The sequence below is a fragment of the Nocardioides luteus genome (assembly GCF_000960475.2).
Classification (GTDB): Bacteria; Actinomycetota; Actinomycetes; order Propionibacteriales; family Nocardioidaceae; genus Nocardioides; species Nocardioides luteus_A.
Window position 1 is genome coordinate 52,051 of record NZ_JZDQ02000028.1, and the last position, 25,555, is coordinate 77,605.

A 25,555-nucleotide genomic window follows, 5' to 3' on the forward strand; every position below is an offset into this window, starting at 1 on the left:
CCGGGCTGGGGCTCGGGGCAGGAATGCTGGGGATCGTCGCCTTGGTGCGCGTGATTGTCGGCATCCCGAAGGTCAGCCAGGGCTACTACAACTCGCTCTACCAGTTCGAGGACCGTCCGGTCGTCTGGGTCGTCCTCGGGCTGCTGATGATCGCCTCGATCGTCCCGATCGCCGTCGCGGTCGTCCTTGGCCACGCTGGCGTCAGCCGGGCCAAGGCGGCCGGAACCAGCGCGGCAGTCTCCGGCATCGCGCTCGGGATCGGCTACACGCTGGCGGTCTTCTGGGTCGTACGCCTCATCAACGCGATTGCGAATGTGGCGCAGTTCAACGGCGGAGTCAGGATGGCCATCGAGTACGTCGGGCTCTGGGCATAGGACGAGCCAACGCGTCGATCGCCTCGATCAGGGCATGCAGGTCGCGGCTACTGGGGTCATGAAGAAGAGGACGCGGCCGCGGGATGAGCCGGCGTACTCGGCTTCGCTGCCGCGCACCGTGACCACCTCGCCGTTCGCACGCGATTCGATCTCCACCGAGGCGCCCTCGCTGCCGGCCAGGGCGTGCAGGGCGTCGGGGTTGGCGACCTTGTCCTGGGCGTTCCACTTCACCGTCTGCTCGAACTTCGGCTTCAGCCGAAGGCACTCCTCCTTGGCGCGCGCAGCCGCCTCGTCCTCCTTCTCCTGCGCTCGGGCGAAGCCTTCCGCCATGGGGTCCGAGGTCGCTGTTCCGGACGGGGAGTCGTCCGACTCCGACGTACCGCCGCCCGGGCCGCCCAAGGCGAAGATGGCGGCGAAGACCAGGAGGGCGATACCGAGGACGGCCGAGCCGAAGCGGGTCACGCCGAGGTAGAGGTCGGAGGGTTCCGCGTCGCGGAACTTCCAGCCTTCCTCGAGGAAGAAGCCGACCTCCGGCCGAGCGGCGATGAAGAAGGACCACGCGGCCCCGAGAACCAAGATGATCGCGAGCAGCATCACGGGATACGTATACCCCGAGTCGGGCACCGGCCGCGCGCGCGGTGAACGAAAGTTCGTTCGCCCGGGATACGCCACGAGCGTGGTCCGGCACCCGCCTCGGCAGGATTCGCTACGCCGGAACCAGCCCGGGCTTGCCGGACGCGGTGAAGAAGCGTCCACCGACGGTCAGCGGCGCGCCGGGCGTGCTGACGTACGGGACGTTCTTGTAGGTGATCTCCGCACCGGCCGCGTCGAGCGAGACGGTCGTGTAGCCGCGGAGGCCGTTGTAGAACTTCATGTGCGGGTTGCGCTCCAGGTACGCGGCCCAGTTGGCCGGGTGCTCGGCGCCGTTGCCGCCTGAGGTGATGGACGACGTCACGATCTCGGTGCCCATGATCCGCGAGGACGGGTCGTCGAAGTCGTCGTGGATGTCGAAGCCGTAGTGGACGTGCACGTCCCCGGTCAGCACCATCAGGTTCGACTGCTCGGACGCCTTCCAGCCCTCGATGATCCGGCGCCGGGATGCGGGGTAGCCGTCCCAGGAGTCCATCGAGCGGGTGCCGTCGCCGGACGGGTGGTCGCGGCGGGAGAAGGTGACCTGCTGCGGGACGACGTTCCACAGCGCCGAGGAGCGGCGCCAGCCGTCGATCAGCCATTGCTCCTGCTCGTTCCCCGGCAGCGTCATCGACTCCGCCTCGGACTCGGCCGACGGCACCTTCCAGCCGTCGCCGTTGGCCTGGTTGGTGCGGTACTGGCGGGTGTCGAGGATGTCGAACTGCGCCAGCCGGCCCCACTGCAGCCGCCGGTAGAGCTTCAGGTCGGGACCGGACGGCTGCTGGGGAAGACGCAGCGGCTGGTTCTCCCAGTAGGCGCGGTAGGCGGCGGCGCGGCGCACCAGGAACTCCTCGGGCGGCACCGAGTTCTCCGGGATGTCGCCAGCGTAGTTGTTCTCGGTCTCGTGGTCGTCCCAGGTGACGATGAACGGGTGCGCGAGATGCGCGGCGATCTGGTCCGGGTCGGACTTGTAGAGCCCGTAGCGTGCCCGGTAGTCGTCGAGCGTGACGGTCTCGTGGTTGAGGTGCGCCGGCAGCGGCTCGGTGTAGGCGCGTGCCCCGCCGGAGGAGTTCACGGCGTACTCGTAGAGGTAGTCGCCCAGGTGGAAGACCGCGTCCACGTCCTCGCGGGCGAGATGCGCGTACGCGGTGTAGTAGCCCTGGTCGTAGCGCTGGCACGAGGCGAGGGCGAAGGTCAGCGACGACACCGCGGCACCGACCGGCGGGGCGGTGCGGGTCCGGCCGACCGGGCTGATCCAGCGGCCGACCCGGAAGCGGTAGAAGTACTCGGTCGCCGCGTCCAGGCCGCGGACCTCGGCGTGCACGGAGTGGTTGAACTCCGTGTGCGCGGCGGCGGTGCCGCGGCGTACGACCCGGGTGAAGGCGGCGTCGCGAGCCACCTCCCAGGCGACGTCGAAACGCGCGGGCGGCATCCCACCGGTGGGCTCGAGCGGGAGCGGAGCGAGCCGGGTCCACAGCAGCACCGAGTCGGGCAGCGGGTCGCCGGAGGCGACGGCGAGGGTGAACGGGTCCGAGGTGATGTCGGCGGCGGAGCCGGCCGGGGCGGCGAAGGCACCGGTACGCGGCAGGCCGGTGGTGAAGGCCAACGCGGTCGCGGCGGCGGAGACGGTCAGGAACCGGCGGCGGTCGAGGCCGTGGAGGGCGCCGCGGAGATCAGGAGTGTTGCTGGGGGCAGGCACGGACGTGCTCCTGTCGACATGGGGGTTATCGACATCAGCGAAGCGGTGCCTGGTGTCCGCTTCGTAAAGTCCGGGGGATGGGCGGGCTACGCCTCAGCGGCAGCCTGGTGCACCGGACATCCCGGCACGAAGGTGCCGAGCTCCTCCGTGTCGAACCCGTGGGGATAGCTGCGGATGCGCGGCATGTCCCGGACGTACGCCGGCTTCCGCCGTGCCGGCAGCAGCGCGACCACGCGTGCGCGTGCCTTCAGTGCCCCACGGGACAGCGCACGCGGCAGCGGCCCCGGCTCGGGGTAGCCGAACGCCTCGAGCAGGTGCGGCTCCATCAACGACAGCGAGAAGATCCGGATGAGGGGCGCGAGCGGGCGCGGGTAGAAGGTGGTCAGCAGCTCGAGGGTCGAGTCGGCGACAGCACGGCCGCCCTCGTCGTACCCGAAGTGCTCGGCCTCGTAGGAGTCGAGGAGCTGCTCGAACTCCTCGTAGGTCGCCGGGATGTCCTTGATCCCCATCCGCTTCCCGAGCGCCTGGTAGTAGCGCAGCGCCGCGAGCTGCTCGTCGGGGGTCGACTGCCGCCAGCCGAACTCCTGGTTCCAGCGCCGCGGGATCACCACGAACGTCGAGAGGACGTAGCGCATGTCGTCGTTGGAGATGTCGTACATCCGGTGCATCTGGTTGATCCGCCGCACCGCCGCCCGGCCGCGAGGGCTGTCCAGGTCCTCGATCGCCGCATCCTCCAGCAGCAGCGCGGTGTCGTCGTAGCGCTTCTGGGTGTTCTCGGTGAACTGGTGCGTCCCGGCCAGCAGCCGGCCGATCGAGGGCACCGCGTACGTCCGGAACAGTGCGAAGCTGAGCGCCTGGGTCGTGTCCCACGGGAACTCGTAGAGGCCCAGAAGCCTGGAGATCTCCTGGAACTCGGTCTCCGGGTCCAGCCCTGCCGTGCGGGCCCGCCTCTGACAATTCAGCTTGGGCATCGTGCCTCCTCGAGCGATACATAACTGTATCGTGATCTGGGTCACTTGTCGTGGCTCTCCCCGTAGTGTCTTCGGCATGGAGAAGTCGGGAACGCAGACGCCCCTGTCCCTCGCTGCCGCCCAGGCCGTCCGGACGTACGCCGCCACCACCCGCTCCGCTCTGGGGTCGGCCGAGTCCCCGGTGATCTCGTACGCCGGCCTGTGGCTGCTCCTCGCCTCGCTGGCGCCGGTGGCGGCGACCGAGACGGAGGAGATCCTCGGGCTGAACCGCGCCGACGCCCGGGCGGCCGCGCTGAGGCTGCTGGAGGCGCCGCACCCCACGATCGGGGCTGCCGTCGCAGGCTGGCTGCGCCCCGGTGTCGAGCTGAAGAAGGGGCTGCCGGTCGTGCTCGACCCGCTCCCGGAGCAGGCCGGGCTCGACGCCTGGGCCGAGGAGAACACCCGCGGCCTGATCAACGAGTTCCCGCTCGAGATCGACGCGCAGACGCTGATCGTGCTCGCCTCCGCGCTGGTGGTGACGCCGCGCTGGAGCGAGCCGCTCGACGACGACGGCAACGGGTTCCTGCTGCTCGAGGGCGGGTTCCAGGCGGTGGTGGAGACCGAGGCGGCCGGCCCGGTCGCGGTCGCCTGCCCGGCCAGCGAGGACGGCATCTCGGTCTACTCCGTGATCGCCGCCGACGGCGTCGCCGCCGAGGACGTGTGGCGTGCCGCCGACGAGGTCGTCCGGAGGATCGACGCGGGCGAGGTGCGCAACCACGGCTTCGACCCCGACGGCGTGGCCCCCGGCCACGCCTGGACGGTCCAGGAGATCACCGTCCTCGGCGGCGCCCCGTCCGACCGCTGGCGCAGCCATCTCCCTGCGTGGAGTGCGGAGGATCGCCACGACCTCTCGGCCGCGCCCGGGGTCGCCGAGATCGCCCGCGGCGTGATGGCCGCCGTCGAGGAGGAGTCGGAGGCGACCTGCGTACAGAAGGCGGTCGCGTCCTACACCAGCGAGGGATTCGAGGCGGCCGCGGTGACCGGGATGATGGTCCGGGCGGCCGCCGCTCCGCGCGAGACGACGGTGCGGCAGATCGACCTGAGGTTCGACCGGCCGCACGCGGTGGTGGCGCTCGCGCGCGGGGGAGCCTGGGAGGGCATCCCGCTCTTCGACTCCTGGGTGACCCCGGCATAATTTCCGGCATGGACGCGCACCCCCCGATCGCTGGCCGCTACCAGCTCCTCGCCCTGCTCGGAGCCGGCGGCATGGGGGAGGTCTGGCGGGCGCGTGACACGGTCCTCGACCGCGATGTCGCGGTGAAGCTGCTGCGCGATGTCGACGACCCGACGATGGCCGAGCGGTTCCGTCGCGAGTCGCTCTCGACCGCCCGGGTCGTCCACGACGACGTGGTCAAGATCTTCGACGCGGGCAGCGACGACAACGACGTCTTCCTGGTCATGGAGCTGCTGCCCGGACCGACCCTGGCCGAGCCGCTCCAGCAGCGCGGCGCGATGCCGGTCGAGATGGCGGTCGAGTACGCCCGCCAGGTCGCCGGCGCCCTCGGCGCCGCTCACCGGGCCGGCGTGGTGCACCGCGACATCAAGCCGGCCAACCTCATGTTCGACGGTGACGGCCGGCTGACCGTGCTCGACTTCGGCATCGCGTACGCCATGACGGGGGTCGACGCCGGGCTGACCCAGACGGGCCACGTGATCGGCAGCCCGTCCTACCTCTCGCCCGAGCAGGCTGCCGGCGACCCGGTCGGACCGCCCGCCGACGTCTACTCGCTGGGCTGCGTGCTCTTCGAGATGCTCACCGGGAAGGTGCCCTACTCCGCGCCGCACCCGGTCAAGATCCTGCACATGCACCTCAGCGAGCCGGTGCCGCGCATCACCGACTTCCGGGCGGTGCCGCCGCCGCTGGCGCGGCTGGTCACCCGGATGCTCGACAAGAACCCGGCCGCCCGGCCGTCGATGGACCAGGTCGGCCACGAGCTCGGCTACGTCCTCAACGGCGCCGACCCCGACGCCACCGACCGGCTCTCCGCCGGGCAGGCACCCCGCCTGACCCAGGCGATGCCGCAACGCCCGCTCGACGAGCCGATGGCGCTGCCCGGCTCCCGCACCGGCGTCCTGCCCCGCCCCGACGCCCCGCCTCCCGTCCGTGGTCCGCGCCCGGGGTCGCTGCGGAAGTTCCCCACCGGCCGGCTCGTCGGCGCGGTGGCGATCGTGATCGCCTGCGTCTTCGCCGCCTCCTGGCTGGCCGCCTACGAGCCCGCACCCGCCGAGGCCGACCAGCCGTCCCAGAGCTCCGACGACTCCAGCGGGTCGGACGGCACCGACAGCAACCCCGACAGCAACAGCGACAACACCGCCGACGAGAACACCGACGCCTCGGACAACAAGACCCTCAACCGCCTCGACAAGCTCGACCGCTGGCGCGAGAACCTGGAGAGCTGGAACGTCATCGACGAGGACCAGTCCGAGGAGTGGGGCGACCAGATCGACCAGATCCGCGACCTCGTCGAGGACGGCGAGAGCGCCAAGCGCGAGATGCGAGAGCTCCGCAAGGAGTTCGACAGCCTGGGCAAGGGTGACGGCAAGGACGGCGAGCGGATCCTCGACGGGCTGCTCAAGGGCAACTGACCCCTCGACGGGGAGGGCGTGAGGGTGCAGACTTCGCGTCCATGACCCGACTCCAGCTGGCCCGGACGGCGGTCTTCGTCGCCTTCGCGATCCAGGGACTGACCTTCGCCTCGCTGATCACCAGACTCGAGTCGATCGCGACCAAGATCGACCTCAGCGCCGGCGACGTCTTCGTCGTGCTCGGGATCACCACCGCGGTCGGGGCGGTCGGCAGCGTCGTCGCGGGTCATCTCGCCACCAGGATCGGCAGCGCGGCCACCCTCTCGCTGATGCTCGGCGGCGCCTCGCTGACCGCGGTCGCACCCGCCTTCGCGCCGACGATGGCGACCCTGCTGGTCCTCAACGGGGCCTACGGCTTCTTCCTCGGCGGCGTCGACGCCTCGATGAACATGCAGGGCACGGCCACCCAGGACGCGTACGCCCGGCCGTTGATGAACGGCTTCCACGCGATGTGGAGCGCGGCGGCCGTCCTCGGTGCCGTCTACGCGACCGTGACGATCGCCCTCGGCGTACCTCTGGGTCTGGACATGATCCCGATCGCGCTCATCGGCCTGGCCGCCAACGCCGCCACGTTCCGGCTCCTGCTGCCGCCGGAGGCGGTCGACGCGGCCGAGCACCGCGCCAGCAGTACGCAGCGCCCCAAGGTCCAGCTGCCGTGGCTGCCGCTCCTCCTGGTCGCGGTGCCGACGTTCGCGATGTGGTTCATCGACTCGGCGGCCTCGGCCTGGGGCGGCATCTACGTCGTCGACGGCCTGGGTGCCGCCGCGGCGGTCGGGCCCGCGATCTACGCGGGCTACCAGCTGGTCCTGCTGGTCGTACGCCTCCCCGGCGACCGCCTCGTCGCCCGCTTCGGTCCCGAGCGGGTGATCCGCACCGGCGGCATCGTCGGCGTCGGAGCGCTGGTGCTGATCGTCGCCGCCCCGCACTGGAGCGTGGCCGCTGTCGGGTTCGCGATCCTCGGCGGCAGCCTGGCGATGGTCCCGCCGCAGTCCTTCGTCGCCGCCGCCCACATCTCCCCGGACAACGCCGAGGACGCGATCGCCCGGGTGAACCTCGCCAACTACGCCGGCTACCTCGCCGCCGCCTCCCTGATCGCCGGCGTCGCCGAGCTCTTCGGCGAGCGCTCGATGTTCGTCATCCCGCTGGCGATCTCGGTGCTGATCCCGCTGATGGCCCGTCGCTTCGCGACCCGTCCGGCGGCGACGAAAGAAACCAAAGAATCTCCCTCCGTTTCTTGACTCATTCAAGATTTCGCGTAGGCTCAGGTCTGTGGGGAACGCGGACTACGAACAGCTGCTGAGAGGTGCCTCCCTGCGCGTCACTCGCCCGCGAGTGGCCGTTCTGGGGGCCGTCACCGAGAACGCGCACGCCGACACCGAGACCATCCTCGGAGCGGTGCGCGAGCGGCTTCCGGACGTCTCCCATCAAGCCGTCTACGACTCTCTGGCCGCCCTCTCGGCAGCCGGGATCGTACGCCGCATCCAGCCGTCCGGCTCGGTGGCTCGTTACGAGACCCGGGTCGGGGACAACCACCACCACGTGGTCTGCCGCTCCTGCGGGAGCATCGCCGACGTCGATTGCGCCGTCGGCCATGCGCCCTGCTTGACGGCATCGGACGACAACGGCTTCGTCGTCGACGAGGCCGAGGTCATCTACTGGGGCACCTGTCCGCAGTGCCAGGCCGCCCAGCGCAAGAACTGAGCAGCGCAGCAATGATCCGAACAAGAAGGACTGGAATCTGATGTCTGAAGAGTCCGTGAGCAAGTGCCCGGTCATGAACGCCGGCCGCGTTCACCCGACCGTCGGCAGCGCCAACCAGGAATGGTGGCCCAACAAGCTGAACTTGAAGATCCTGGCCAAGCATCACCCCGCGGCCAACCCGGTCGACCCCGACTTCGACTACAAGACGGCCTTCGAGGCGCTCGACCTGGCCGCCGTGAAGGCTGACATCGCCGCGGTCCTGACCGACTCCAAGGACTGGTGGCCCGCCGACTTCGGCAACTACGGCCCGTTCATGATCCGTCTCGCGTGGCACGCCGCGGGCACCTACCGCAGCCACGACGGCCGCGGCGGCGCCGGCAGCGGTCAGCAGCGCTTCGCGCCGCTCAACTCCTGGCCCGACAACGTCTCCCTCGACAAGGGCCGCCGCCTGCTGTGGCCGGTCAAGGCGAAGTACGGCCAGGCGCTCTCCTGGGCCGACCTGTTCGTGCTGGTCGGCAACGTCGCGCTGGAGACCATGGGCCTGAAGACCTTCGGCTTCTCCGGTGGCCGCGAGGACGTCTGGGAGGCCGACGACGACGTTTACTGGGGCCCCGAGAAGGTCTGGCTGGACGACGAGCGCTACTCCGGCGACCGGGACCTCCAGGCGCCGCTGGCCGCCGTCCAGATGGGTCTGATCTACGTCAACCCGGAGGGCCCCAACGGTGAGCCCGACCCGCTGAAGTCCGCGGTGGACATCAAGGAGACCTTCCGCCGGATGGGGATGAACTCCGAGGAGACCGTCGCGCTCATCGCCGGCGGCCACACCTTCGGCAAGACCCACGGCGCCCACCCCGACGACCTGATCGGTCCCGACCCGGAGGCCGCGCCCCTGGAGAACCAGGGCCTGGGCTGGAAGAACGGTCACGGCACCGGCGTCGGTCCCGACGCGGTCACCTCGGGCCTGGAGGTCACCTGGACCTACCACCCGACCCGCTGGGACAACGAGTTCTTCCACATCCTCTACGCCTACGACTGGGAGCTCACCGAGTCCCCGGCCGGCGCCAAGCAGTGGAAGCCGAAGAACAACGGCGGCGCCGACCTGGTGCCCGAGGCCTTCGGTGACGGCAAGCGCGAGCCGCGCATGCTCACCTCCGACCTCGCCCTGCGCATGGACCCCGAGTTCGACGAGATCTCGCGCCGCTTCAAGGACGACCAGGACGCCTTCTCCGACGCCTTCGCCCGCGCGTGGTTCAAGCTGACCCACCGTGACATGGGTCCGAAGAGCCGCTACGCCGGCGCCGAGGTCCCGGCCGAGGACCTGCCCTGGCAGGACCCACTCCCGACCGGTTCGGCTGCGACCGACGACGCCTCCATCGCTGCCGCGAAGAAGGCGATCGCCGAGTCCGGTCTCACCGCTCAGCAGCTCGTCTCCACCGCCTGGAAGGCCGCGGCCACGTTCCGCAGCTCCGACAAGCGCGGTGGCGCCAACGGCGGTCGCATCCGCCTCGAGCCGCAGGTGTCGTGGAAGGTCAACCAGCCCGACGAGCTCAAGCCGGTCATCGCCGCCTACGAGCAGATCGCGGCCTCGACCGGGGTCTCCTTCGCCGACGTACTCGTCCTCGCCGGTGGCGTGGGTGTCGAGCAGGCCGCCAAGGCTGCCGGCTACGAGGTGACCGTGCCGTTCACGGCCGGCCGCGTCGACGCCACCCAGGAGCAGACCGACGTGGAGAACTTCGCCTGGCTCGAGCCGGTGGCCGACGGCTTCCGCAACTACGACTCCGGGTTCCTCGACCTGCCCTCCGAGTTCCTGTTCATCGACCGCGCCAACCTCCTGAGCCTCTCCGCCCCCGAGGCGACCGTCCTCACCGGCGGCCTGCGCGTGATCGGCAACAACTGGGACGGCTCCGACCTCGGTGTCTTCACCAAGACCCCGGGCGCGCTGACGAACGACTTCTTCGTCAACCTGCTCGACTACGACCAGCAGTGGACCCCGTCCGCCGACGAGACGACCTACACCAGCACCAACGGCTGGACCGGTTCGCGAGTGGACCTGGTCTTCGGCGCCAACTCCGAGCTCCGCGCCATCGCCGAGCTCTACGCCGGCGACGACGCCAAGGAGAAGTTCGTCAACGACTTCGTCAAGGCGTGGGTCAAGGTCATGGAGAACGACCGCTTCGACCTGAAGAAGTGATGATCTGAGGCCGTACGCCGCTGCGTACGACCGACACGGAGGCCGGCCCCTTGCGGGGTCGGCCTCCGTCGTCATACCCACCCGGGTAGGATCAACGGCCGCCGCAATCAGTTGCCGAGGTCAGGTGGAGCAATGGAACACCGGAGCGCAGAGCCTCCGAAGGGTCCTACCGGTCCGCCGCCGTCGTGGCGGCCGCCCCCGCCGCCCCCGCCTCGGGCCCCTCGGATCGCGGCCGAGCCGCCCCGAGCCGCCCCCAGTCGGCCGGGTGCGCGTCGAGCCGCGCCCACGCCGTCGGTGGCGCGGGAGCTGCTGGCCAAGGTCGAGCCGGCGATGGGCTGGGCTGCCGAGCGGTGGACGGCGGCCAGGGAGTCCCTGGGGACGAGATCCGGCACCTCGAGCCCGTCGAGCCCGTCGAGCTGGCGACGCTGGGGGAGGCTCACCGCGAAGGTGGCGCTGGTCGGGTTTCTGGCGATCGCCCTGATCGGGTCGGTGACGGCGATCGTGGCCTACAACCGGATCACGGTGCCGGACCCCAACGCCGCGTTCGAGGTCGAGACCTCGTTCGTCTACTACGCCAACGGCAAGACCGAGCTCGGCCGCTACCAGGAGGGCGACCAGAACCGGATCAAGCTGGATGCCGACGAGATCCCGGAGCTGGTCAAGCACGCCGTGGTCGCCGCCGAGGACCGTACGTTCTACGAGAACAGCGGCGTCGACCTCAAGGGCATCGTGCGGGCCGCCTTCTCCAACACCACCGAGGGCACCGCCGGGGGCGCGTCCACGATCACCCAGCAGTACGTCAAGAACTACTACCTCAACTCCGAGCGGTCCTACTCGCGCAAGCTGAAGGAAGCGGTCATCGCCCTGAAGCTGACCCGGCAGAAGAGCAAGGACCAGATCCTCACCGACTACCTCAACACGATCTACTTCCACCGCGGCGCCTACGGCATCGAGGCGGCCGCGAAGGCCTACTTCGCCAAGCCCGCCAAGGACCTCTCGCTCCAGCAGGCCGCGGCGCTCGCCGCGATCCTCAACAACCCGAGCGGCTTCGACCCGGCCAGCTCGACCTTCCGGGGTGAGAAGGAGCTGCTCGGCCGCTACCAGTACGTCCTCTCCGGCATGGTCGCCCTCGGCTACCTGAAGCAGGCCGATGCCGACAAGGTGAAGAACACGCTGCCGAAGTTCCCGGCGAAGACGGTGCCGAGCCGGCTCGGCGGCCAGCGGGGCCACGCGCTGACCATGATCAAGGCCGAGCTGCTCGGTCTGAAGGGTGCCGAGGGCAAGCCGCTGTTCACCGAGGAGGAGATCGACAGCGGCGGCCTGCGGATCACCGCGACGCTCTCGCCGAAGGTGATGAAGGCGTCGGCCACGGCCGCGAAGACGGTGAAGCCGAAGAACCGGAAGGCGTACGTCAAAGACGACCCCGACCAGAAGAACGCCCTGCACGTCGCGACCGCCTCGGTCGACGTCGCGTCCGGCGCCCTGCTCGGTTTCTACGGCGGCCAGGACTATCTCGACAGCCAGCACAACTGGGCCGCGACCGGTGGCCACGCCGGGTCGACGATGAAGGTCTTCGCCACCGCGGCGGCGATCGCGAAGGGCTACTCGCTCGAGTCGACGTGGGCGGGCGACTCGCCGTTCACGACCTACACGGGCGCACCGGTGGTCAACGAGGGTGAGCAGGCCGGGGTCGCCGACGGGATGGACTACGGCGAGCACATCACCATGCTCAAGGCGCTGGAGCAGTCGGTGAACACGGCCTACATCGACATGACCGAGTCGATGGGCGGTCCCGCGGAGGGCCGCAAGGCGATCTACCAGACTGCGCTCGACGCGGGGCTCACGCCCGAGAAGGCGGACCCGAAGCATCCCGGTATCCCGAGCACGTCCAGCTACCTCACCGACCACGACGACCGGATCGCCCTGGGCGGAGCCAACGTCAGCCCGATCAACATGGCCAACGCCTACGCCACGATCGCCGACGGCGGCTATCGGCATGACGTGCACGTGGTGAAGAAGGTCCGCGACCGGGCCGGCAACGTCCTCTACAGCTGGAACGGCCGCAAGAACGCCCGGCACGCGATCTCCGAGGACATCGCGGCCGACGTGACGTACGCGATGCAGGGTGTCGTGCAGAACGGGTCGGGACAGAAGGCGCAGAGCATCGGCCGGCCGGTGGCCGGCAAGACCGGCACCGGCACCTGCACCAACGAGCAGTACGTCTGCTCGTCCTGGTTCGTCGGGTTCACGCCGCAGATCGCCACCGCCGTCCGCTACTCGCGGGGCAACGGTGAAGGGAGGCTCGACGGTGGCTGGATGCCGTCCTACTTCGGCGCCGACTATCCCACCGAGACCTGGGCGGCCATCATGGCGAAGGCCATGGAGGGCAAGGAGGTCGAGAACTTCCCGGAGCCGGTCTACGTCGACGGCCAGGACCCCGAGCCCGGTCACGAGAAGCAGCTGATCGCGCCGCCGCCTCCTCCGCCGAAGAAGGACGACGGCGAGGAGTGCGACCCGATCGCGGAGTTCTTCGGCGCCTGCGACGGCAAGGGCAAGGACAAGGGCGGAGACCCCTGGGGCGGGCGTCCGTGATCTGAGATCCGTGCCCACGGATCGAGACGACGAGTTGGTGGGCGCGCTCCGGTTCGGGCACCATCTTCGCCGAAGGTCACGACTGCCAGCGCGAAGCCCCGGCTTGCTGGCGGGCAACCCTCCCACGCGGTGGGGTGCTCCGGGTGACGACCAGGCCCACGCCGAGGTGGTGCGGGCAAGCGCGTGCTTCGCCGGGCAGCCGTGGTGCGGCCCTGGGGAGCCATGACCCCTGAAGGGTGCCCCCATGTCCCTGCTCCCGCTCGTCGGCTCGAACACCCAGGTCCCGCTGCTGGACGGCACGACCACGACGTACGCCAACCTCGATGTGGCCGCCTCGGCGCCGGCGCTGCAGGCGGTGGCTGACCGGGTGGCCGAGGTCCTGCCCTGGTACGCCTCGGTGCACCGTGGCGCCGGCTACCTGTCCCAGGTCTCGACCGCCCTCTACGAGGAGTCGCGCGCGACCATCGGCGCCTACGTCGGAGCCCGCGAGGACGACGTCACCGTCATCACCCGCAACACCACCGACGCGGTGAACCTGCTGGCCGGCTGCGTACCGGGGCGGGTGCTCGTCCTCGACATCGAGCACCACGCCAACCTGCTCCCGTGGCACCGGGTCGAGGCGGGCGTCACCGCGATCGCCGGGCGCGACACCCTCGCCGGCACCATCGAGGCCCTGGCCGCCGAGCTGGCCCACGACCGCTACGCCCTGGTGGCAATCACCGGCGCCTCCAACGTCACCGGCGAGGCGCTGCCGATCGGAGAGATCGTCACCCTGGCCCACGCCCACGGCGCCCGGGTCCTCGTCGACGGTGCCCAGCTGCTCGCCCACCGGCACTTCTCGCTGGCCGCGACCGGCGCCGACTACGTCGCCTTCTCCGGCCACAAGCTCTACGCGCCCTACGGCGCCGGCGCCCTCGTCGGCCGCCGCGACTGGCTCGACGTCGGCACCCCCTACCTCGCCGGGGGAGGGGCGGTCGACGACGTGGAGGTGGGCGAGACCACGTGGCAGCCCGCCCCCGCACGCCACGAGGGCGGCTCGCCCAACGTCATCGGCGCTGCCGCCCTGGCCGCGGCCTGTACGACTCTCGGCGACCTGTCGGCCGCCGAGCTGGACCGCCACGAGGCGTCGCTGAGGGGGCGCCTCGTGGCCGGCCTGTCCGTGCTCGACGGGGTCGACGTCGTCCGCCTCTGGCCCGACTCCGACGAGCCGGTCGGGGTCGTCACGTTCACCGTCGACGGCATCGAGCCCGGCCGGGTGGCGGCCTACCTCTCCGCCGAGCACGGCCTGGGCGTACGCGACGGCCGCTTCTGCGCCCAGCCGCTCCTCAAGCGCCTGGGGCTCGCCGGCGGCGCGGTCCGCGCGAGCATCGGCATCGGGACCTCGGTCGCCGACGTGGACCGGCTGGTGGCCGGCGTACGCGCCCTTCTCGCCGGTGACGTCCGGGGTGACTACATCCTCCGCGACGGCGCCTGGACGCTCGCCGAGGACCCGCGGCCGCTGGTCGGGCCGGTCGGTCTCACTCGGCTGGCCGACACCGCCGGATCCTGCGGCGTGGCGGTGTAGCGCCGGGATGATTCCGCTCGCTCACGGCGTTGAGAAGCTGTGAGCGAACGAGTGCATGGCGAGCGGAAGGTACGCGGCGGCAAGCTGGTCGTCGTCGACGCGACGGTCTCCGCGGACACGATCATCGATGTCGTCCTCTCGGGCGACTTCTTCCTGGAACCCGACGAGGCGCTGGGGTGGCTGACCGCGGCGCTGGAGGGACAGCCAGCCGACGCGTCCCTCGACCGGCTGACGGCCTCTCTGGACGCCGCCGCCCGTGACGCCGTGCTGGTCGGTTTCGGCACCCGCGACATCGCCCTGACGGTGCTGCGGGCGCTCGGCCGGGCCACGACGTGGGACGACCTCGACCTCGAGATCGTCGAGACCGGGCCGCTGTCCCCGACGATGCAGATGGCCCTCGACGAGGTCATCGTCCGCCAGGTCGCCGAGGGCCGCCGCGCCCCCAACCTGAGGTTCTGGGACTGGGCCAGCAGCGCGGTCGTGATCGGCAGCTACCAGTCGCTCTCCAACGAGGTCGACGAGGCCGCCGCCGAGCGTCACGGCATCGAGGTCGTACGCCGCATCTCGGGCGGTGGCGCGATGTTCATCGAGCCCGGCAACACCATCACCTACAGCCTCGCCGTGCCCGACACGCTCGTGGCCGGGATGTCGTTCCAGGAGTCCTACGCGTTCCTGGACGAGTGGGTGCTGCGCGGCCTGCGCAGCGTCGGCATCGAGGCCGCGTACGCCGGCCTGAACGACATCGCCTCGCCGGTCGGCAAGATCGCCGGCGCCGCGCAGAAGCGGATCCCCGGCGGCGTCCTGCACCACGTCACGATGGCCTACGACATCGACGCCGACAAGATGCTCGAGGTGCTTCGGATCGGCCGGGAGAAGATGTCCGACAAGGGCACCAGGAGCGCTGCCAAGCGCGTCGACCCGATCCGTTCGCAGACCGGGCTCGGGCGCGAGAAGGTCATCGCCGCGCTGCTGGCCGAGTTCGAGCAGAGCTTCGGGGCTGCGTACGTCGGGCTCGATCAGGCCACGATCGACGAGGCGGCGGCGCTGGTTGTTGGTAAGCACGGCACCAGGGAATGGATCACTCGGGTGCCGTAGGCGGGGTGCTGCCGCACGTACGCGACTGGATCTCGACCCGCTTCGCGGCTTCGCAGGCTCAGCCGCTGCGCTCGCTCGATCTCCAAATCGTTTTGAGGCCGGCGACTTCGTCGCCGGCCTCAAAGATTTGGACTCCGCTGCTCGGAGCGTTCCTTGGATGAGATGGGGGGGTCCTCATTCACGACCGACATCACGAGCAGCGGAGCGTCGCCAGTTTGGCACGCTCGAACTGGCCGTCGCAATAGGTGAAGGCCCCTCTGACCATATTTTCTGTCGGTCGATCCGCAGGGCAGAACTCATGAGGTATCGAAAGTGCCTTTCTAGAGGCCTTCGACCCTGTCACCGGGCCCTGGCGCGGGAGTATGGCCGGGGCTGCGAATGACGATGGCGGCGGTGGTCGGCTACCCTGGACACATGCAGATGTCTGTCCTGCTTCTTAGGCAGCCGCGCTGACCCTGAGGGACACACCCCGGTCACGCGGCTACCCCTCCATGTGAGGGGCCTTTTTAGTTCTACGGAGCTTTGTTCCAGAAGCAGTTTTGACGCACGACACTCGACAAGGACGAAAGACCAATGACGCAGGAGCAGGCCGAGCAGGCGACGTACGACGTCGTGGAGCTGCAGGACAAGTGGCGCCCCATCTGGGAGAAGCTGGAGCCGTTCAAGGCGGGCCAGCGCGAGGGCGCCGAGAAGCGCTACGCGCTCACGATGTTCCCCTACCCCTCGGGCGACCTGCACATGGGCCACGCCGAGGTCACCGCGCTGCACGACGTGCTGGCGCGCTACTGGTGGCTGAAGGGCTTCGACGTCCTGAACCCGATCGGCTGGGACTCCTTCGGCCTGCCCGCCGAGAACGCGGCGATCAAGCGCAACGAGAACCCGGCCGGCTGGACCTACGCCAACATCGAGACCCAGGCGGAGTCGTTCAAGCGCTACGGCATCTCCTTCGACTGGTCGCGCCGGCTGCACACCTCCGACCCGGAGTACTACAGGTGGACGCAGTGGATCTTCCTGAAGCTGTACGAGGCCGGTCTGGCCTACCGCAAGAAGTCCCCGGTCAACTGGTGCCCCAACGACCAGACCGTGCTGGCCAACGAGCAGGTCGTCAACGGTGAGTGCGAGCGCTGTGGGGCGACGGTCACCAAGCGTGACCTGACGCAGTGGTACTTCCGCACGACTGCGTATGCCGAGGAGCTGTACAACGGCCTGGACACGCTGCAGGACACCTGGATCGGCAAGGTCGTCAACATGCAGCGCAATTGGATCGGCCGGTCCGAGGGTGCGCACGTCGACTTCGACATCACGCTGACTGACGGCGGGACGAAGAAGGTCACCGTCTTCACGACCCGTCCCGACACGCTGTACGGCGCGACCTTCATGGTCGTCGCCGCCGACGCGGACCTGGCCGCCGAGATCGTGGCGCCGGACCGGGCGGCTGCGCTGGAGAGCTACCTGGAGGACGTACGCAAGGCCTCCGACATCGACCGGCTGGCGACCGACCGTCCCAAGACCGGTGTCGACCTGGGGGTCACCGCGACCAACCCGGTCACCGGTGAGCAGATCCCGGTGTGGGCCGCCGACTACGTCCTGGCCGACTACGGCACCGGCGCGGTCATGGCCGTCCCGGCCCACGACCAGCGCGACCTGGACTTCGCCAAGGCCTTCGACCTGCCGGTGCGCCGCGTCGTGGACGTGCCGGGGGCGGACAACCCCGAGGAGACGTACGTCGCGACCGCCGGTGACGGTGCGTACGTGAACTCGCCCGAGCTGGAGGGCGTCGCCGACAAGGCGAGCGGCATCCACAAGATCATCGAGAAGCTGGAGGCCGAGGGCCACGGCAAGGGCACGATCAACTACCGGCTGCGCGACTGGCTGCTGTCGCGGCAGCGCTACTGGGGCGCGCCGATCCCGATCATCCACTGCCCGGTCGACGGCGAGGTGCCGGTGCCCGAGGACCAGCTGCCGGTGCAGCTGCCCGAGCTGAAGGGCGCCGACCTGAAGCCGAAGGGCGTCTCGCCGCTGGCGGCCGCCACGGAGTGGGTCAACGTGACGTGCCCGAAGTGCGGCGGGCCGGCCACGCGCGACTCGGACACGATGGACACGTTCGTGGACTCGTCGTGGTACTTCCTGCGCTACCTGTCGCCGACGGACGAGACCCAGGCGTTCTCCTCCGAGGCGGCCCGCGAGTGGGGCCCGGTCGACTTCTACCTGGGTGGCGACGAGCACGCGGTGCTGCACCTGCTGTACGCCCGGTTCTTCACCAAGGCGCTGCGCGACATCGGCCTGATCGACTGGGACGAGCCGTTCTCCGCCTACCTGTCCCAGGGCAAGGTGATCAACGGCGGCAAGAAGATGTCGAAGTCACTGGGCAACGGCGTCAACCTGAGCGACGTGCTGGAGGAGTTCGGCGTCGACGCGACCCGGCTGACGCTGGTCTTCGCCTCCCCGCCGGAGGACAACATCGACTGGGCCGACGTCTCGCCGGCCGGCTCGGTGAAGTTCCTGCAGCGGGCCTGGCGCCTGGCCGGGGACGTGACCTCGGAGCCTGGCGTGTCCTTCGACGACGGGGACGTGGCGCTGCGGCGTACGACTCACAAGACGGTCGCCGAGGCCGAGCAGCTGATCGACTCCTACCGGTTCAACGTGGTCGTGGCCCGGGTGATGGAGCTGGTCAACGCCACCCGGAAGGCGATCGACTCGGGTTGCGGGCCGGCCGATCCTGCCGTGCGTGAGGCCGCGGAGACGGTCGCGATCCTGCTCTCGCTGGTCGCTCCGTACACCGCCGAGGAGATGTGGGAGCGTCTGGGGCACGAGCCGACGGTCGCGCGAGCCGCGTGGCCGACGCCTCTGCCCCACCTGCTCGTGGAGGACTCCGTGACCGCCGTCGTGCAGATCAAGGGCAAGGTGCGTGCGCGCCTGGAGGTCTCGCCCTCGATCTCCGAGGCCGACCTGGAGGCCGCCGCGCTGGCCGACCCGTCGATCGCCGCCGCGATCGAGGGTCAGACCGTACGCAAGGTCATCGTCCGCGCGCCCAAGCTGGTCAACATCGTCGTCTGATAGAAGGACCGGAGTGGGGAGGATTCACGGACGGGAGGCGACCGCCGCCGATCTGTCTGCGCTCGCCCTCACCGGCTTCGGACACTTCACCTCGATGCATGTCGAGGGCGGTGGGGTCAAGGGACTGGATCTCCATCTCGATCGGCTGGCGCGGGATTGCCGTGCAGTCTTCGACGCCGAGCTGGATCGCGCGGCCGTCCTCGGAGCGATTCGGAACGCGATCGCTGCCGGCGCCGGCGACTGCACGCTCCGAGTGACGGTCTTCGACCCGGACCTCACGTTGGCCAACCTGGGCACTGCCCAAGCACGTCCGATCCCGATGGTCACCACTCGCCCGAGTGCGTCGAGCGTCCTGGCGCCGATGCGTGTGCTGAGTGTGGCGTTTCAGCGAGAGATGCCTTCGGTGAAACACGTCGGCCTCTTCGGCCAGTTGCGTCACCGGGTCGCCGCGAAGCGTGCGGGGTTCGACGACGTGCTCTTCGTTGATCCCGCCTCGGGTCGGGTGAGCGAGGGCTGCACCTGGAACGTAGGCTTCGTCACTCAGGACGGTGAGGTCGTCTGGCCGGATGCGGCGGTACTCCCAGGAGTGACGATGGCGCTCGTTGCGGATGCGGCTGGCGCGCATGTGACTCGGCCAGTCCTGAGAGACGACGTACTGGGGATGCGTGCTGCGTTTGCACCAACGCGAGCATCGGCGTACGTCCGATCAGTTCCGTCGACGACCGTTGTTTCGATGTCGAGGATCCGATGATCGCTGAGCTGCAATCGGCGTACCGCCAGATCCATGTTCAGTCGCCGTAGGTGACGTTCTTGCAGAATCACACATGTGCAGGGTTCTGTCGTCGCCCGGACAAACGCGCGCGATGACTTCCATGCACGTGTGCGATTCTTGGACGCCGATGTCCAGGTCCGGTGAGGTCGGTGGACAACGGGTTCGTGCGACGAAACGGTTGGTTCTGGCCACGTGGTGAAGCCCGATAGGCTGCGGGCATGGCCCGGGTAGCGATCGTGACCGACTCGACCGCGATGCTTCCATCCGATCTCGGGGATGCCACGGAGCTGATCACGTCGGTGCCGTTGCAGGTGATCGTGGATGGGACGTCGTACGACGACGGGGTGGAGGAGACGTCGCCTGAAGCCCTTCTGACGGCGTTGGCCGCGCACAAGACCGTGACGACCTCGCGGCCCTCGCCGGCGCTCCTGGCGGAGGTCTACGCCAAGCTCGCGGCGCAGGGCTTCGACGAGATCGTCTCCATCCACCTCTCCGCTGAGCTGAGCGCGACCTGTGAGTCCTCGATGCTCGCGGCGCGGGAGGTCTCCATCCCGGTGCTCACCGTGGACACGCGGCTGGTGGGGCCGGGGGTCGGGTTCGCGGTGATGGCGGCCGCGGCGGTGGCCGCGCGGGGCGGGACTGCTGCCGAGGCGCGAGAGGCCGCGTTGTCGAGGATCGCTGCGACGCGTTCCTACTTCTATGTCGACACCCTCGAGTATCTGCGCCGGGGCGGGCGGATCGGTGCTGCCGCGGCGCTGCTGGGGACCGCCTTGGCCGTCAAGCCGCTGCTCACGATCGAGGAGGGCCGCGTCGTGCCGCACGAGCGGGTGCGTACGGCTGAGCGGGCGATCGCGCGGCTGCAGGCACTCGGCGTGGAGGCCTGCGAGGACGCCGACGGCGTCGAGGTCGTCGTCGCGCATCTGGGCAGCCCCGACCGGGCGGCCGCGGTGACCGAGGGACTCTCTTCGGAGCTGGACGGCAAGATCGACGGCGACGTACGCGTCGGGGAGCTGGGTGCGGTGCTCGGTGCGCACGTCGGGCCGGGGTGCGTGGCCGTCGTCGTGGGGCCTCGGGTCTGATTTCGGGCCGGTTGCCGTCCACAGGGGCGGTTGAGGATCGGGTTCTCCACAGGCGCTGGAAACGCGCTCGGAACTGTCGGCGCGGGCGCATAGCTTCGGCGTCATGCGGACCCGACCGAGCCCTGACCACGCCGACGCCGTAGCCCGGCGGCTGGAGCAGCTGCGCGCCGAGCTCGAACCGCCGGGGGAGGAGGACGAGGGCGAGGAGGACTGGCAGCCACCGTGGTGGGACGGGCCCGGTGCGACCGACACCGCGGAGCTGGATCCGATGGTGCCGGTGCCGGGGCGGCACGCGTCTCGGCGTCAGGTCGTGATCTCGCCCGACGCGGTGCTGCCGGAGCCGTTGCGCGGACGGGTGAGCCTCGGGCCGTGGCATCTCGTGGTGGTCTCACTGGTCCTGGTCGCCGGGCTGGCGGTGGCGTGCTGGTGGATGATCCGGGCCGACCCGGAGGTGGTGCCGGCTTCCCGGGCCTCGCCGTCGGCCTCGGCCTCCCCGCTGGTGTCCCTGCCGACCGGCTCGGCTGCGCCCGGTGGCGTCGCTGCGATGCCTTCGGGTGGGGCGTCGGCCGGGACCGTGACGGTCGACGTGGAGGGCAAGGTGCCCAAGCCCGGCATCGTCGTGCTGCCGGTGGGGTCGCGAGTGGTGGACGCCGTCGAGGCCGCCGGCGGGGCGCCGCACAAGCACCTCACCGGGCTTAACCTCGCTGCCGTCCTCAGCGACGGCCAGCAGATCGTGGTCGGCGCGCCCAACGGGGGAGCGGGTGCCGCGGCGCCCGGTTCCGGCGGTCCTGCCGCGGCGGCGCCCGGGGCAGGGGTGAGCCTCAACGCCGCGTCCCAGGAGGAGCTGGAGACGCTGCCGGGGGTCGGGCCGGTGACGGCGCAGGCGATCATCGACTGGCGCACCACCAACGGCGCGTTCACCTCGATCGACGAGCTGCTCGAGGTCGATGGGATCGGCCCGAAGACCTTCGACTCCCTCGAACCGCTGGTCACGTTGTGAACGACCTGCGGCTGCCGCTTCTCGGGGCCGGTGCGTGGGCAGGAGCGTTGGCCGGGCCCGCTGTCGTGGGTGGCGGACGGCTCGGGGTGGTTCTGCTGGTGCTGATTGCCGCTGTCGTGGGGATCGGTGGCGGCTGGGCGATCCGGAAGCGCCGCTCGACCGCGCTGGCGTTGGTGCTGATGATCGCCGCAGCGGCGGTCATCGCGGGTCTGCATGCCGCGCGGGTCAGCGACAACCCGGTCGCCGACCTGGCCGCGCGAGAGGCGCAGGTGCGGGTGATCGCCACGGTCACCACCGATCCGAAGGAGGTTCGGGGGCAGCACACGACCTACCAGCTCCGGCGTGCCGGCGTGCGGGAGATCAGGGGACGTGGGGTGGTCTACCGGCTGCGTACGCCGGTGGTGGTGCTCGGTGACGATGCGTGGGCAGAGGTGCCTCTGGGGGCGACGGTGTCGACGTCGGGGCGGCTGGCGACGAGCGACTCCCACGAGGAGTCCGCACTGCTCATCGCTGGTGAGCCGACGATCCTCACCGAGCCGGGGATCTGGTGGCGAGCCTCCGATGCGCTGCGCGGCTCGATCCGGGACGCGGTGGCTCACCGGCCGCCGGATCAGGCCGCGCTCGTGCCTGCTCTCGTCGACGGTGACGACACCGGTCTCTCCGACGACCTCGCCGACGACTTCCGCACCACCGGCCTCACCCACCTGCTCGCGGTCTCGGGCACCAACCTGACGCTCGTGGTGGGGTTCCTGCTCATCGTCGCCCGCTGGGCCGGGGTGCGGGGCAGAGGGCTCTACGCCGTCGGTGTGCTCGGCATCGTCGGGTTCGTCGTGCTCGCCCGCACCGAGCCGAGCGTGGTGCGGGCGGCGGCGATGGGTGCGGTCGGGCTCCTGGCGATGACGCACAACGGGCGCCGACGAGCGCTGCGGGGGCTCGGCGCGGCGGTGATCGGCCTCCTGCTGATCGACCCGGGGCTGGCGACCTCGATCGGGTTCACCCTCTCGGTGCTGGCCACGGCCGGGATCCTGCTCTTCGGACCGTCCTGGCGTGACGCGTTGCGGCGCTGGATGCCGCAGTGGTGCGCGGAGGCGATCGCGGTCCCGGCCGCGGCCCAGCTGGCGTGCACTCCGGTGGTGGCCGCGATCTCCGGCCAGGTCAGTCTGGTCGCGGCGCTCGCCAACCTGCTGGTCGAGCCGGCCGTCGCGCCGGCGACGGTGCTCGGTCTTCTCGGCGGGCTGCTCGGGCTGGTGTGGGACCCGCTCGGGATGGTCGCCGGCACCATCGCGACCTGGTGCGTCGCCTGGATCATCGCGGTGGCCCGCTTCGGTGCCGGGCTGCCGACCGCGGAGGTCGGCTGGGCGACCGGACCGTTCGCGCTGGTGTTGTTGGTCGCCGTCTGCGCCGCGATCGCGTGCTTGGCGCCGCGGGTCCTGCGACATCCGGTCACCGGAGTCGCCGGCTGCCTGGTGCTGCTCGCGGTCGCGCTGGTCCGGCTGCCGAGCCCGGGCTGGCCTCCGGCGGGGTGGGTGCTGGTGATGTGCGATGTGGGCCAGGGAGACGCGCTGGTGGTGCGTACGGGGGCGGGGAGCGCCGTCGTCGTGGACGCCGGCCCCGACCCGGATCTCGTCGACGACTGTCTCGATCGGCTCGAGATCGAGGACGTGCCGCTCGCGGTGATCACCCACTTCCACGCCGACCACGTCAACGGGGTCGAGGGCCTCTTCGCGGGGCGACGGGTCGGTGAGCTGTGGACCTCGCGCCTCCAGGACCCGCCCGAGGGCGTGCGGGTCCTCGGCGAGACCGCCGGCGCGGCCGGAGTGGTGCCGGTCCCGGCGCCCTACGGAGCCACGATCACCGTCGGCGAGGCGCGGATCCAGGTGCTCTGGCCGACGGCCGACTCCGACACCCGGGGACCCGGCGACGGCTCCACGGCCAACGAGGCGAGCGTGGTCCTTCTCGTGGAGTCCCACGGCCTGCGCCTGCTGCTGACCGGCGACATCGAGCCGGAGGGCCAGGACCAGCTCGCCGACGACCTGGTCGGGCTCGACATCGATGTCCTCAAGGTGCCTCATCACGGCTCCCGCTACCAGGACCTCGACTGGCTGCGTGCGCTGCACGCGCAGGTCGCGCTCACCTCGGTCGGGGCCCACAACGACTACGGCCATCCGGCCGCTGCCACGATCGAGGGGCTCGAGACCCGCGGCACCAAGGTCTACCGGACCGACCGCGACGGGGCGGTCGCGGTCGTCGAGTCGGACGGGGAGGTGGCGGCTGTTACTCGGTAGCGTTGGTCTCGACCCGCTTCGCGCCTTCGCAAGCTCAGCCGCTGCGCTCGCTCGACCCTTCGACAAGCTCAGGACATCGCCTTCTCGCGTTGCGCCGCCGCTCGTTCCTCGCGGCGCCGCAGGCTCGAATGTCGGTGCCGTGTGGGAGGGTTTGAGCATGGCACGCACCGCCTCCGCACCGAGCCCCACCGGCAACCTGACGGCCTCCGACGTCCTGGGTCGGGTGACACTGGTGACCGGCAAGGAGGAGTTCCTGGGTGAGCGTACGGTCGCCGCGGCGAAGGCGGCGGTGAAGGCCTACGACGCCGAGGCGGAGGTCTCCGAGGCGACCGCCGCCGATCTGACCCTGGCCACGCTCGGCGAGCTGAGCGCGCCTTCGCTCTTCTCGAGCATCCGCTGCGTCGTGGTGCGCAACCTGGAGAACCTGCCCGACGAGTCGGTGGAGGGTCTGCTGGACTACGCCGGGATGCCGGCAGAAGAGGTCGCGCTCGTCCTCGTGCATGGCGGCGGGCAGAAGGGCAGCGGCACGCTGGCCAAGCTCCGCAAGCTGCCGAAGGTGACCGAGCACAAGTCGGTCGAGCTGAAGGCGCGCGAGTTCGGCAGCTTCGTGAAGGCCGAGCTGCGGCTGCACGGGGCGACCATCGACGAGGAGGGCGCCGACTTCCTGATCCAGGCGGTCGGCCAGGACCTCCGTGCCCTGGCCGCCGCGGCGAGCCAGCTCGCCGGCGACAACGACGCCAAGCGACTCGGCCTGGAGCACGTGAAGCAATACTTCGGCGGCCGGGCCGAGGTGAAGAACTACGTGATCGCCGACGCGATCATCTCCGGCGACCGGGTCAAGGCGCTCGAGGAGATCCGCTGGGCCCTCGACACCGGCTCGTCCCCGGTCTACGTCCTCTCCGCCGTGGCCGGCCAGCTGCGCACCGTCGCCAACCACGTCGCCGGCATCCGCGACAGCGGCACCCCGCCCTGGAAGCAGAAGTCCATCGCCGGCCTCGCCCGCGGCTGGTCACGCGAATCCATCGGCGAAGCCCTCCGCTCGGTCGCCCGCGCCGACGCCGACCTCAAGGGCGCCGCCAGCGACCCCGCGTACACCCTCGAGCGCCTCGTCCTCACCATCGCCGCCCTCCGCCAGCGCTGACGACACCCAAGCGAGCCGTCACCCCTGCCGAGGCGTCACCCCCGTCGGCCGAGCCGTCAGGCCGGTCGGTCGAGGCGTCAGGCCGGTCGGTCGAGCCGTCAGCGAGGTGCCCACTCGGCCGACGCAAGTGACGTCTCGGGCAACGCCGGTGACGTTTCGGCCGACGTACGTGACGCCTCGGCCGACGTACGTGACGCCTCGGCAGGAATGACGAAAGCCCCGTCCAACAGGACGGGGCTTGTCAGAGAAGGAACCTCAGAGGGAGGCGGCCTTCTTGGCGATCGCCGACTTGCGGTTGGCGGCCTGGTTCTTGTGGATGACGCCCTTGGAGACGGCCTTGTCGAGCTTCTTGGTGGCGACCTTGGCGGTCTCGACCGCAGCGTCCTTCTCGCCGGCCTCGGCGGCAGCGTGGAACTTGCGGATGACGGTCTTGAGCTCGCTCTTGACGGCCTTGTTGCGCTCGTGCGCCTTCTCGTTCTGCTTGTTGCGCTTGATCTGCGACTTGATGTTCGCCATGGGTGAATGATCTCCAGTGCTTCGACGTGTGGTGGTGCGAGCTCTCAATCCGGCCCCTCGGGGAAAGTGAGAGGGGAGAGGCCTACGCGAACACGCTTGCGGTCAAGATTACAGACTCGCGTCGTTCGGCCTCAAATCGCCGTACCTCCAGTAGCTACTCCGGGGTAGGCTTTGGTGATCTCGGTCACGAGATTTCCGAGCGGGACCCCTGTTGTGGCGTGACTCGAGCGTCTAAGGTCCCCCGCGCGGCGCCCTCGTGCACA

Annotated in this window: 19 protein-coding genes and 1 riboswitch; of the genes, 15 read left to right on the plus strand and 4 right to left on the minus strand. The window is 70.1% G+C overall.

Annotated elements, in window-relative coordinates:
- The first annotated feature begins 44 nt into the window (after nucleotides 1–44).
- Nucleotides 45–374 carry a hypothetical protein gene (locus tag UG56_RS19115; RefSeq protein ID WP_143055110.1) on the plus strand — a complete coding sequence of 110 codons (330 nt, stop codon included), beginning with the start codon at nucleotides 45–47 and terminating at the stop codon, nucleotides 372–374.
- Between the two features lie 27 nt (nucleotides 375–401).
- On the opposite strand, the gene UG56_RS19120 is transcribed toward UG56_RS19115, so the two are convergent.
- The 3 genes from UG56_RS19120 to UG56_RS19130 all read right to left on the minus strand — a co-directional run bounded on the left by UG56_RS19120 (nucleotide 402) and on the right by UG56_RS19130 (nucleotide 3,674).
- Nucleotides 402–968, minus strand: coding sequence for a DUF6199 family natural product biosynthesis protein (locus tag UG56_RS19120; protein ID WP_045550093.1), 567 nt, complete (start codon nucleotides 966–968; stop codon nucleotides 402–404).
- A 112-nt stretch (nucleotides 969–1,080) separates the two neighbouring features.
- Complete coding sequence (locus UG56_RS19125) at nucleotides 1,081–2,703, minus strand: alkaline phosphatase D family protein (RefSeq protein ID WP_045550092.1); 1,623 nt, start codon at nucleotides 2,701–2,703, stop codon at nucleotides 1,081–1,083.
- 86 nt (nucleotides 2,704–2,789) lie between these two features.
- Nucleotides 2,790–3,674 (minus strand): oxygenase MpaB family protein, encoded by an 885-nt coding sequence (locus UG56_RS19130; protein WP_045550091.1) that lies wholly within the window; start codon nucleotides 3,672–3,674, stop codon nucleotides 2,790–2,792.
- 76 nt (nucleotides 3,675–3,750) lie between these two features.
- Here UG56_RS19130 and UG56_RS19135 point away from each other — a divergent pair, with 76 nt between their 5' ends.
- The 14 genes from UG56_RS19135 to holA all read left to right on the plus strand — a co-directional run bounded on the left by UG56_RS19135 (nucleotide 3,751) and on the right by holA (nucleotide 24,776).
- Nucleotides 3,751–4,848, plus strand: coding sequence for a hypothetical protein (locus tag UG56_RS19135; protein WP_045550090.1), 1,098 nt, complete (start codon nucleotides 3,751–3,753; stop codon nucleotides 4,846–4,848).
- Nucleotides 4,849–4,856: 8 nt separating this feature from the next.
- Complete coding sequence (locus tag UG56_RS19140; protein ID WP_052693836.1) at nucleotides 4,857–6,299, plus strand: protein kinase domain-containing protein; 1,443 nt, start codon at nucleotides 4,857–4,859, stop codon at nucleotides 6,297–6,299.
- A 41-nt stretch (nucleotides 6,300–6,340) separates the two neighbouring features.
- Entirely contained in the window at nucleotides 6,341–7,537 is a 1,197-nt protein-coding gene (locus tag UG56_RS19145; protein ID WP_045550089.1) for an MFS transporter, read from the plus strand.
- 31 nt (nucleotides 7,538–7,568) lie between these two features.
- Complete coding sequence (locus tag UG56_RS19150) at nucleotides 7,569–8,000, plus strand: Fur family transcriptional regulator (protein ID WP_008363669.1); 432 nt, start codon at nucleotides 7,569–7,571, stop codon at nucleotides 7,998–8,000.
- 40 nt (nucleotides 8,001–8,040) lie between these two features.
- Entirely contained in the window at nucleotides 8,041–10,191 is a 2,151-nt protein-coding gene (katG, locus tag UG56_RS19155; protein WP_045550088.1) for a catalase/peroxidase HPI, read from the plus strand.
- Between the two features lie 294 nt (nucleotides 10,192–10,485).
- Complete coding sequence (locus UG56_RS19160) at nucleotides 10,486–12,783, plus strand: transglycosylase domain-containing protein (RefSeq protein ID WP_256206747.1); 2,298 nt, start codon at nucleotides 10,486–10,488, stop codon at nucleotides 12,781–12,783.
- A 74-nt stretch (nucleotides 12,784–12,857) separates the two neighbouring features.
- Nucleotides 12,858–12,971: riboswitch (SAM riboswitch) on the plus strand.
- 56 nt (nucleotides 12,972–13,027) lie between these two features.
- Complete coding sequence (locus UG56_RS19165; RefSeq protein ID WP_071327202.1) at nucleotides 13,028–14,347, plus strand: aminotransferase class V-fold PLP-dependent enzyme; 1,320 nt, start codon at nucleotides 13,028–13,030, stop codon at nucleotides 14,345–14,347.
- 39 nt (nucleotides 14,348–14,386) lie between these two features.
- Nucleotides 14,387–15,442, plus strand: a complete 1,056-nt coding sequence (locus tag UG56_RS19170) for a lipoate--protein ligase family protein (RefSeq protein ID WP_256206748.1) — start codon at nucleotides 14,387–14,389, stop codon at nucleotides 15,440–15,442.
- A gap of 573 nt (nucleotides 15,443–16,015) precedes the next feature.
- The gene (leuS, locus tag UG56_RS19175; RefSeq protein ID WP_045550084.1) at nucleotides 16,016–18,499 is read left to right on the plus strand and encodes a leucine--tRNA ligase; all 2,484 of its coding nucleotides are present in this window, start codon (nucleotides 16,016–16,018) and stop codon (nucleotides 18,497–18,499) included.
- A 13-nt stretch (nucleotides 18,500–18,512) separates the two neighbouring features.
- Nucleotides 18,513–19,250 (plus strand): aminotransferase class IV, encoded by a 738-nt coding sequence (locus tag UG56_RS19180; RefSeq protein ID WP_256206749.1) that lies wholly within the window; start codon nucleotides 18,513–18,515, stop codon nucleotides 19,248–19,250.
- A gap of 239 nt (nucleotides 19,251–19,489) precedes the next feature.
- A complete protein-coding gene (locus tag UG56_RS19185; RefSeq protein ID WP_045550083.1) occupies nucleotides 19,490–20,350 on the plus strand; it encodes a DegV family protein in 861 nt (286 codons plus the stop codon).
- A gap of 103 nt (nucleotides 20,351–20,453) precedes the next feature.
- Nucleotides 20,454–21,350, plus strand: coding sequence for a helix-hairpin-helix domain-containing protein (locus UG56_RS19190; RefSeq protein ID WP_143055111.1), 897 nt, complete (start codon nucleotides 20,454–20,456; stop codon nucleotides 21,348–21,350).
- A 98-nt stretch (nucleotides 21,351–21,448) separates the two neighbouring features.
- On the plus strand, nucleotides 21,449–23,635 hold the full coding sequence (locus tag UG56_RS19195) for a ComEC/Rec2 family competence protein (protein WP_256206750.1): 2,187 nt from the start codon (nucleotides 21,449–21,451) through the stop codon (nucleotides 23,633–23,635).
- Nucleotides 23,636–23,792: 157 nt separating this feature from the next.
- Nucleotides 23,793–24,776, plus strand: coding sequence for a DNA polymerase III subunit delta (gene holA / locus UG56_RS19200; protein ID WP_045550081.1), 984 nt, complete (start codon nucleotides 23,793–23,795; stop codon nucleotides 24,774–24,776).
- A gap of 255 nt (nucleotides 24,777–25,031) precedes the next feature.
- Here the strand turns inward: holA and rpsT are convergent, their stop codons facing one another.
- Nucleotides 25,032–25,292 carry a 30S ribosomal protein S20 gene (rpsT, locus tag UG56_RS19205; protein ID WP_045550080.1) on the minus strand — a complete coding sequence of 87 codons (261 nt, stop codon included), beginning with the start codon at nucleotides 25,290–25,292 and terminating at the stop codon, nucleotides 25,032–25,034.
- Nucleotides 25,293–25,555 lie beyond the last annotated feature (263 nt).

Coding starts and splice junctions, on each gene's coding strand:
- UG56_RS19120 (WP_045550093.1), bottom strand. CDS start 968: ATGCTGCTCGCGATCATCTTGGTTCTCGGGGCCGCGTGGTCCTTCTTC.
- UG56_RS19130 (WP_045550091.1), bottom strand. CDS start 3,674: ATGCCCAAGCTGAATTGTCAGAGGCGGGCCCGCACGGCAGGGCTGGAC.
- UG56_RS19135 (WP_045550090.1), top strand. CDS start 3,751: ATGGAGAAGTCGGGAACGCAGACGCCCCTGTCCCTCGCTGCCGCCCAG.
- UG56_RS19140 (WP_052693836.1), top strand. CDS start 4,857: ATGGACGCGCACCCCCCGATCGCTGGCCGCTACCAGCTCCTCGCCCTG.
- UG56_RS19145 (WP_045550089.1), top strand. CDS start 6,341: ATGACCCGACTCCAGCTGGCCCGGACGGCGGTCTTCGTCGCCTTCGCG.
- katG (WP_045550088.1), top strand. CDS start 8,041: ATGTCTGAAGAGTCCGTGAGCAAGTGCCCGGTCATGAACGCCGGCCGC.
- UG56_RS19165 (WP_071327202.1), top strand. CDS start 13,028: ATGTCCCTGCTCCCGCTCGTCGGCTCGAACACCCAGGTCCCGCTGCTG.
- leuS (WP_045550084.1), top strand. CDS start 16,016: ATGACGCAGGAGCAGGCCGAGCAGGCGACGTACGACGTCGTGGAGCTG.
- UG56_RS19185 (WP_045550083.1), top strand. CDS start 19,490: ATGGCCCGGGTAGCGATCGTGACCGACTCGACCGCGATGCTTCCATCC.
- UG56_RS19190 (WP_143055111.1), top strand. CDS start 20,454: ATGCGGACCCGACCGAGCCCTGACCACGCCGACGCCGTAGCCCGGCGG.
- holA (WP_045550081.1), top strand. CDS start 23,793: ATGGCACGCACCGCCTCCGCACCGAGCCCCACCGGCAACCTGACGGCC.
- rpsT (WP_045550080.1), bottom strand. CDS start 25,292: ATGGCGAACATCAAGTCGCAGATCAAGCGCAACAAGCAGAACGAGAAG.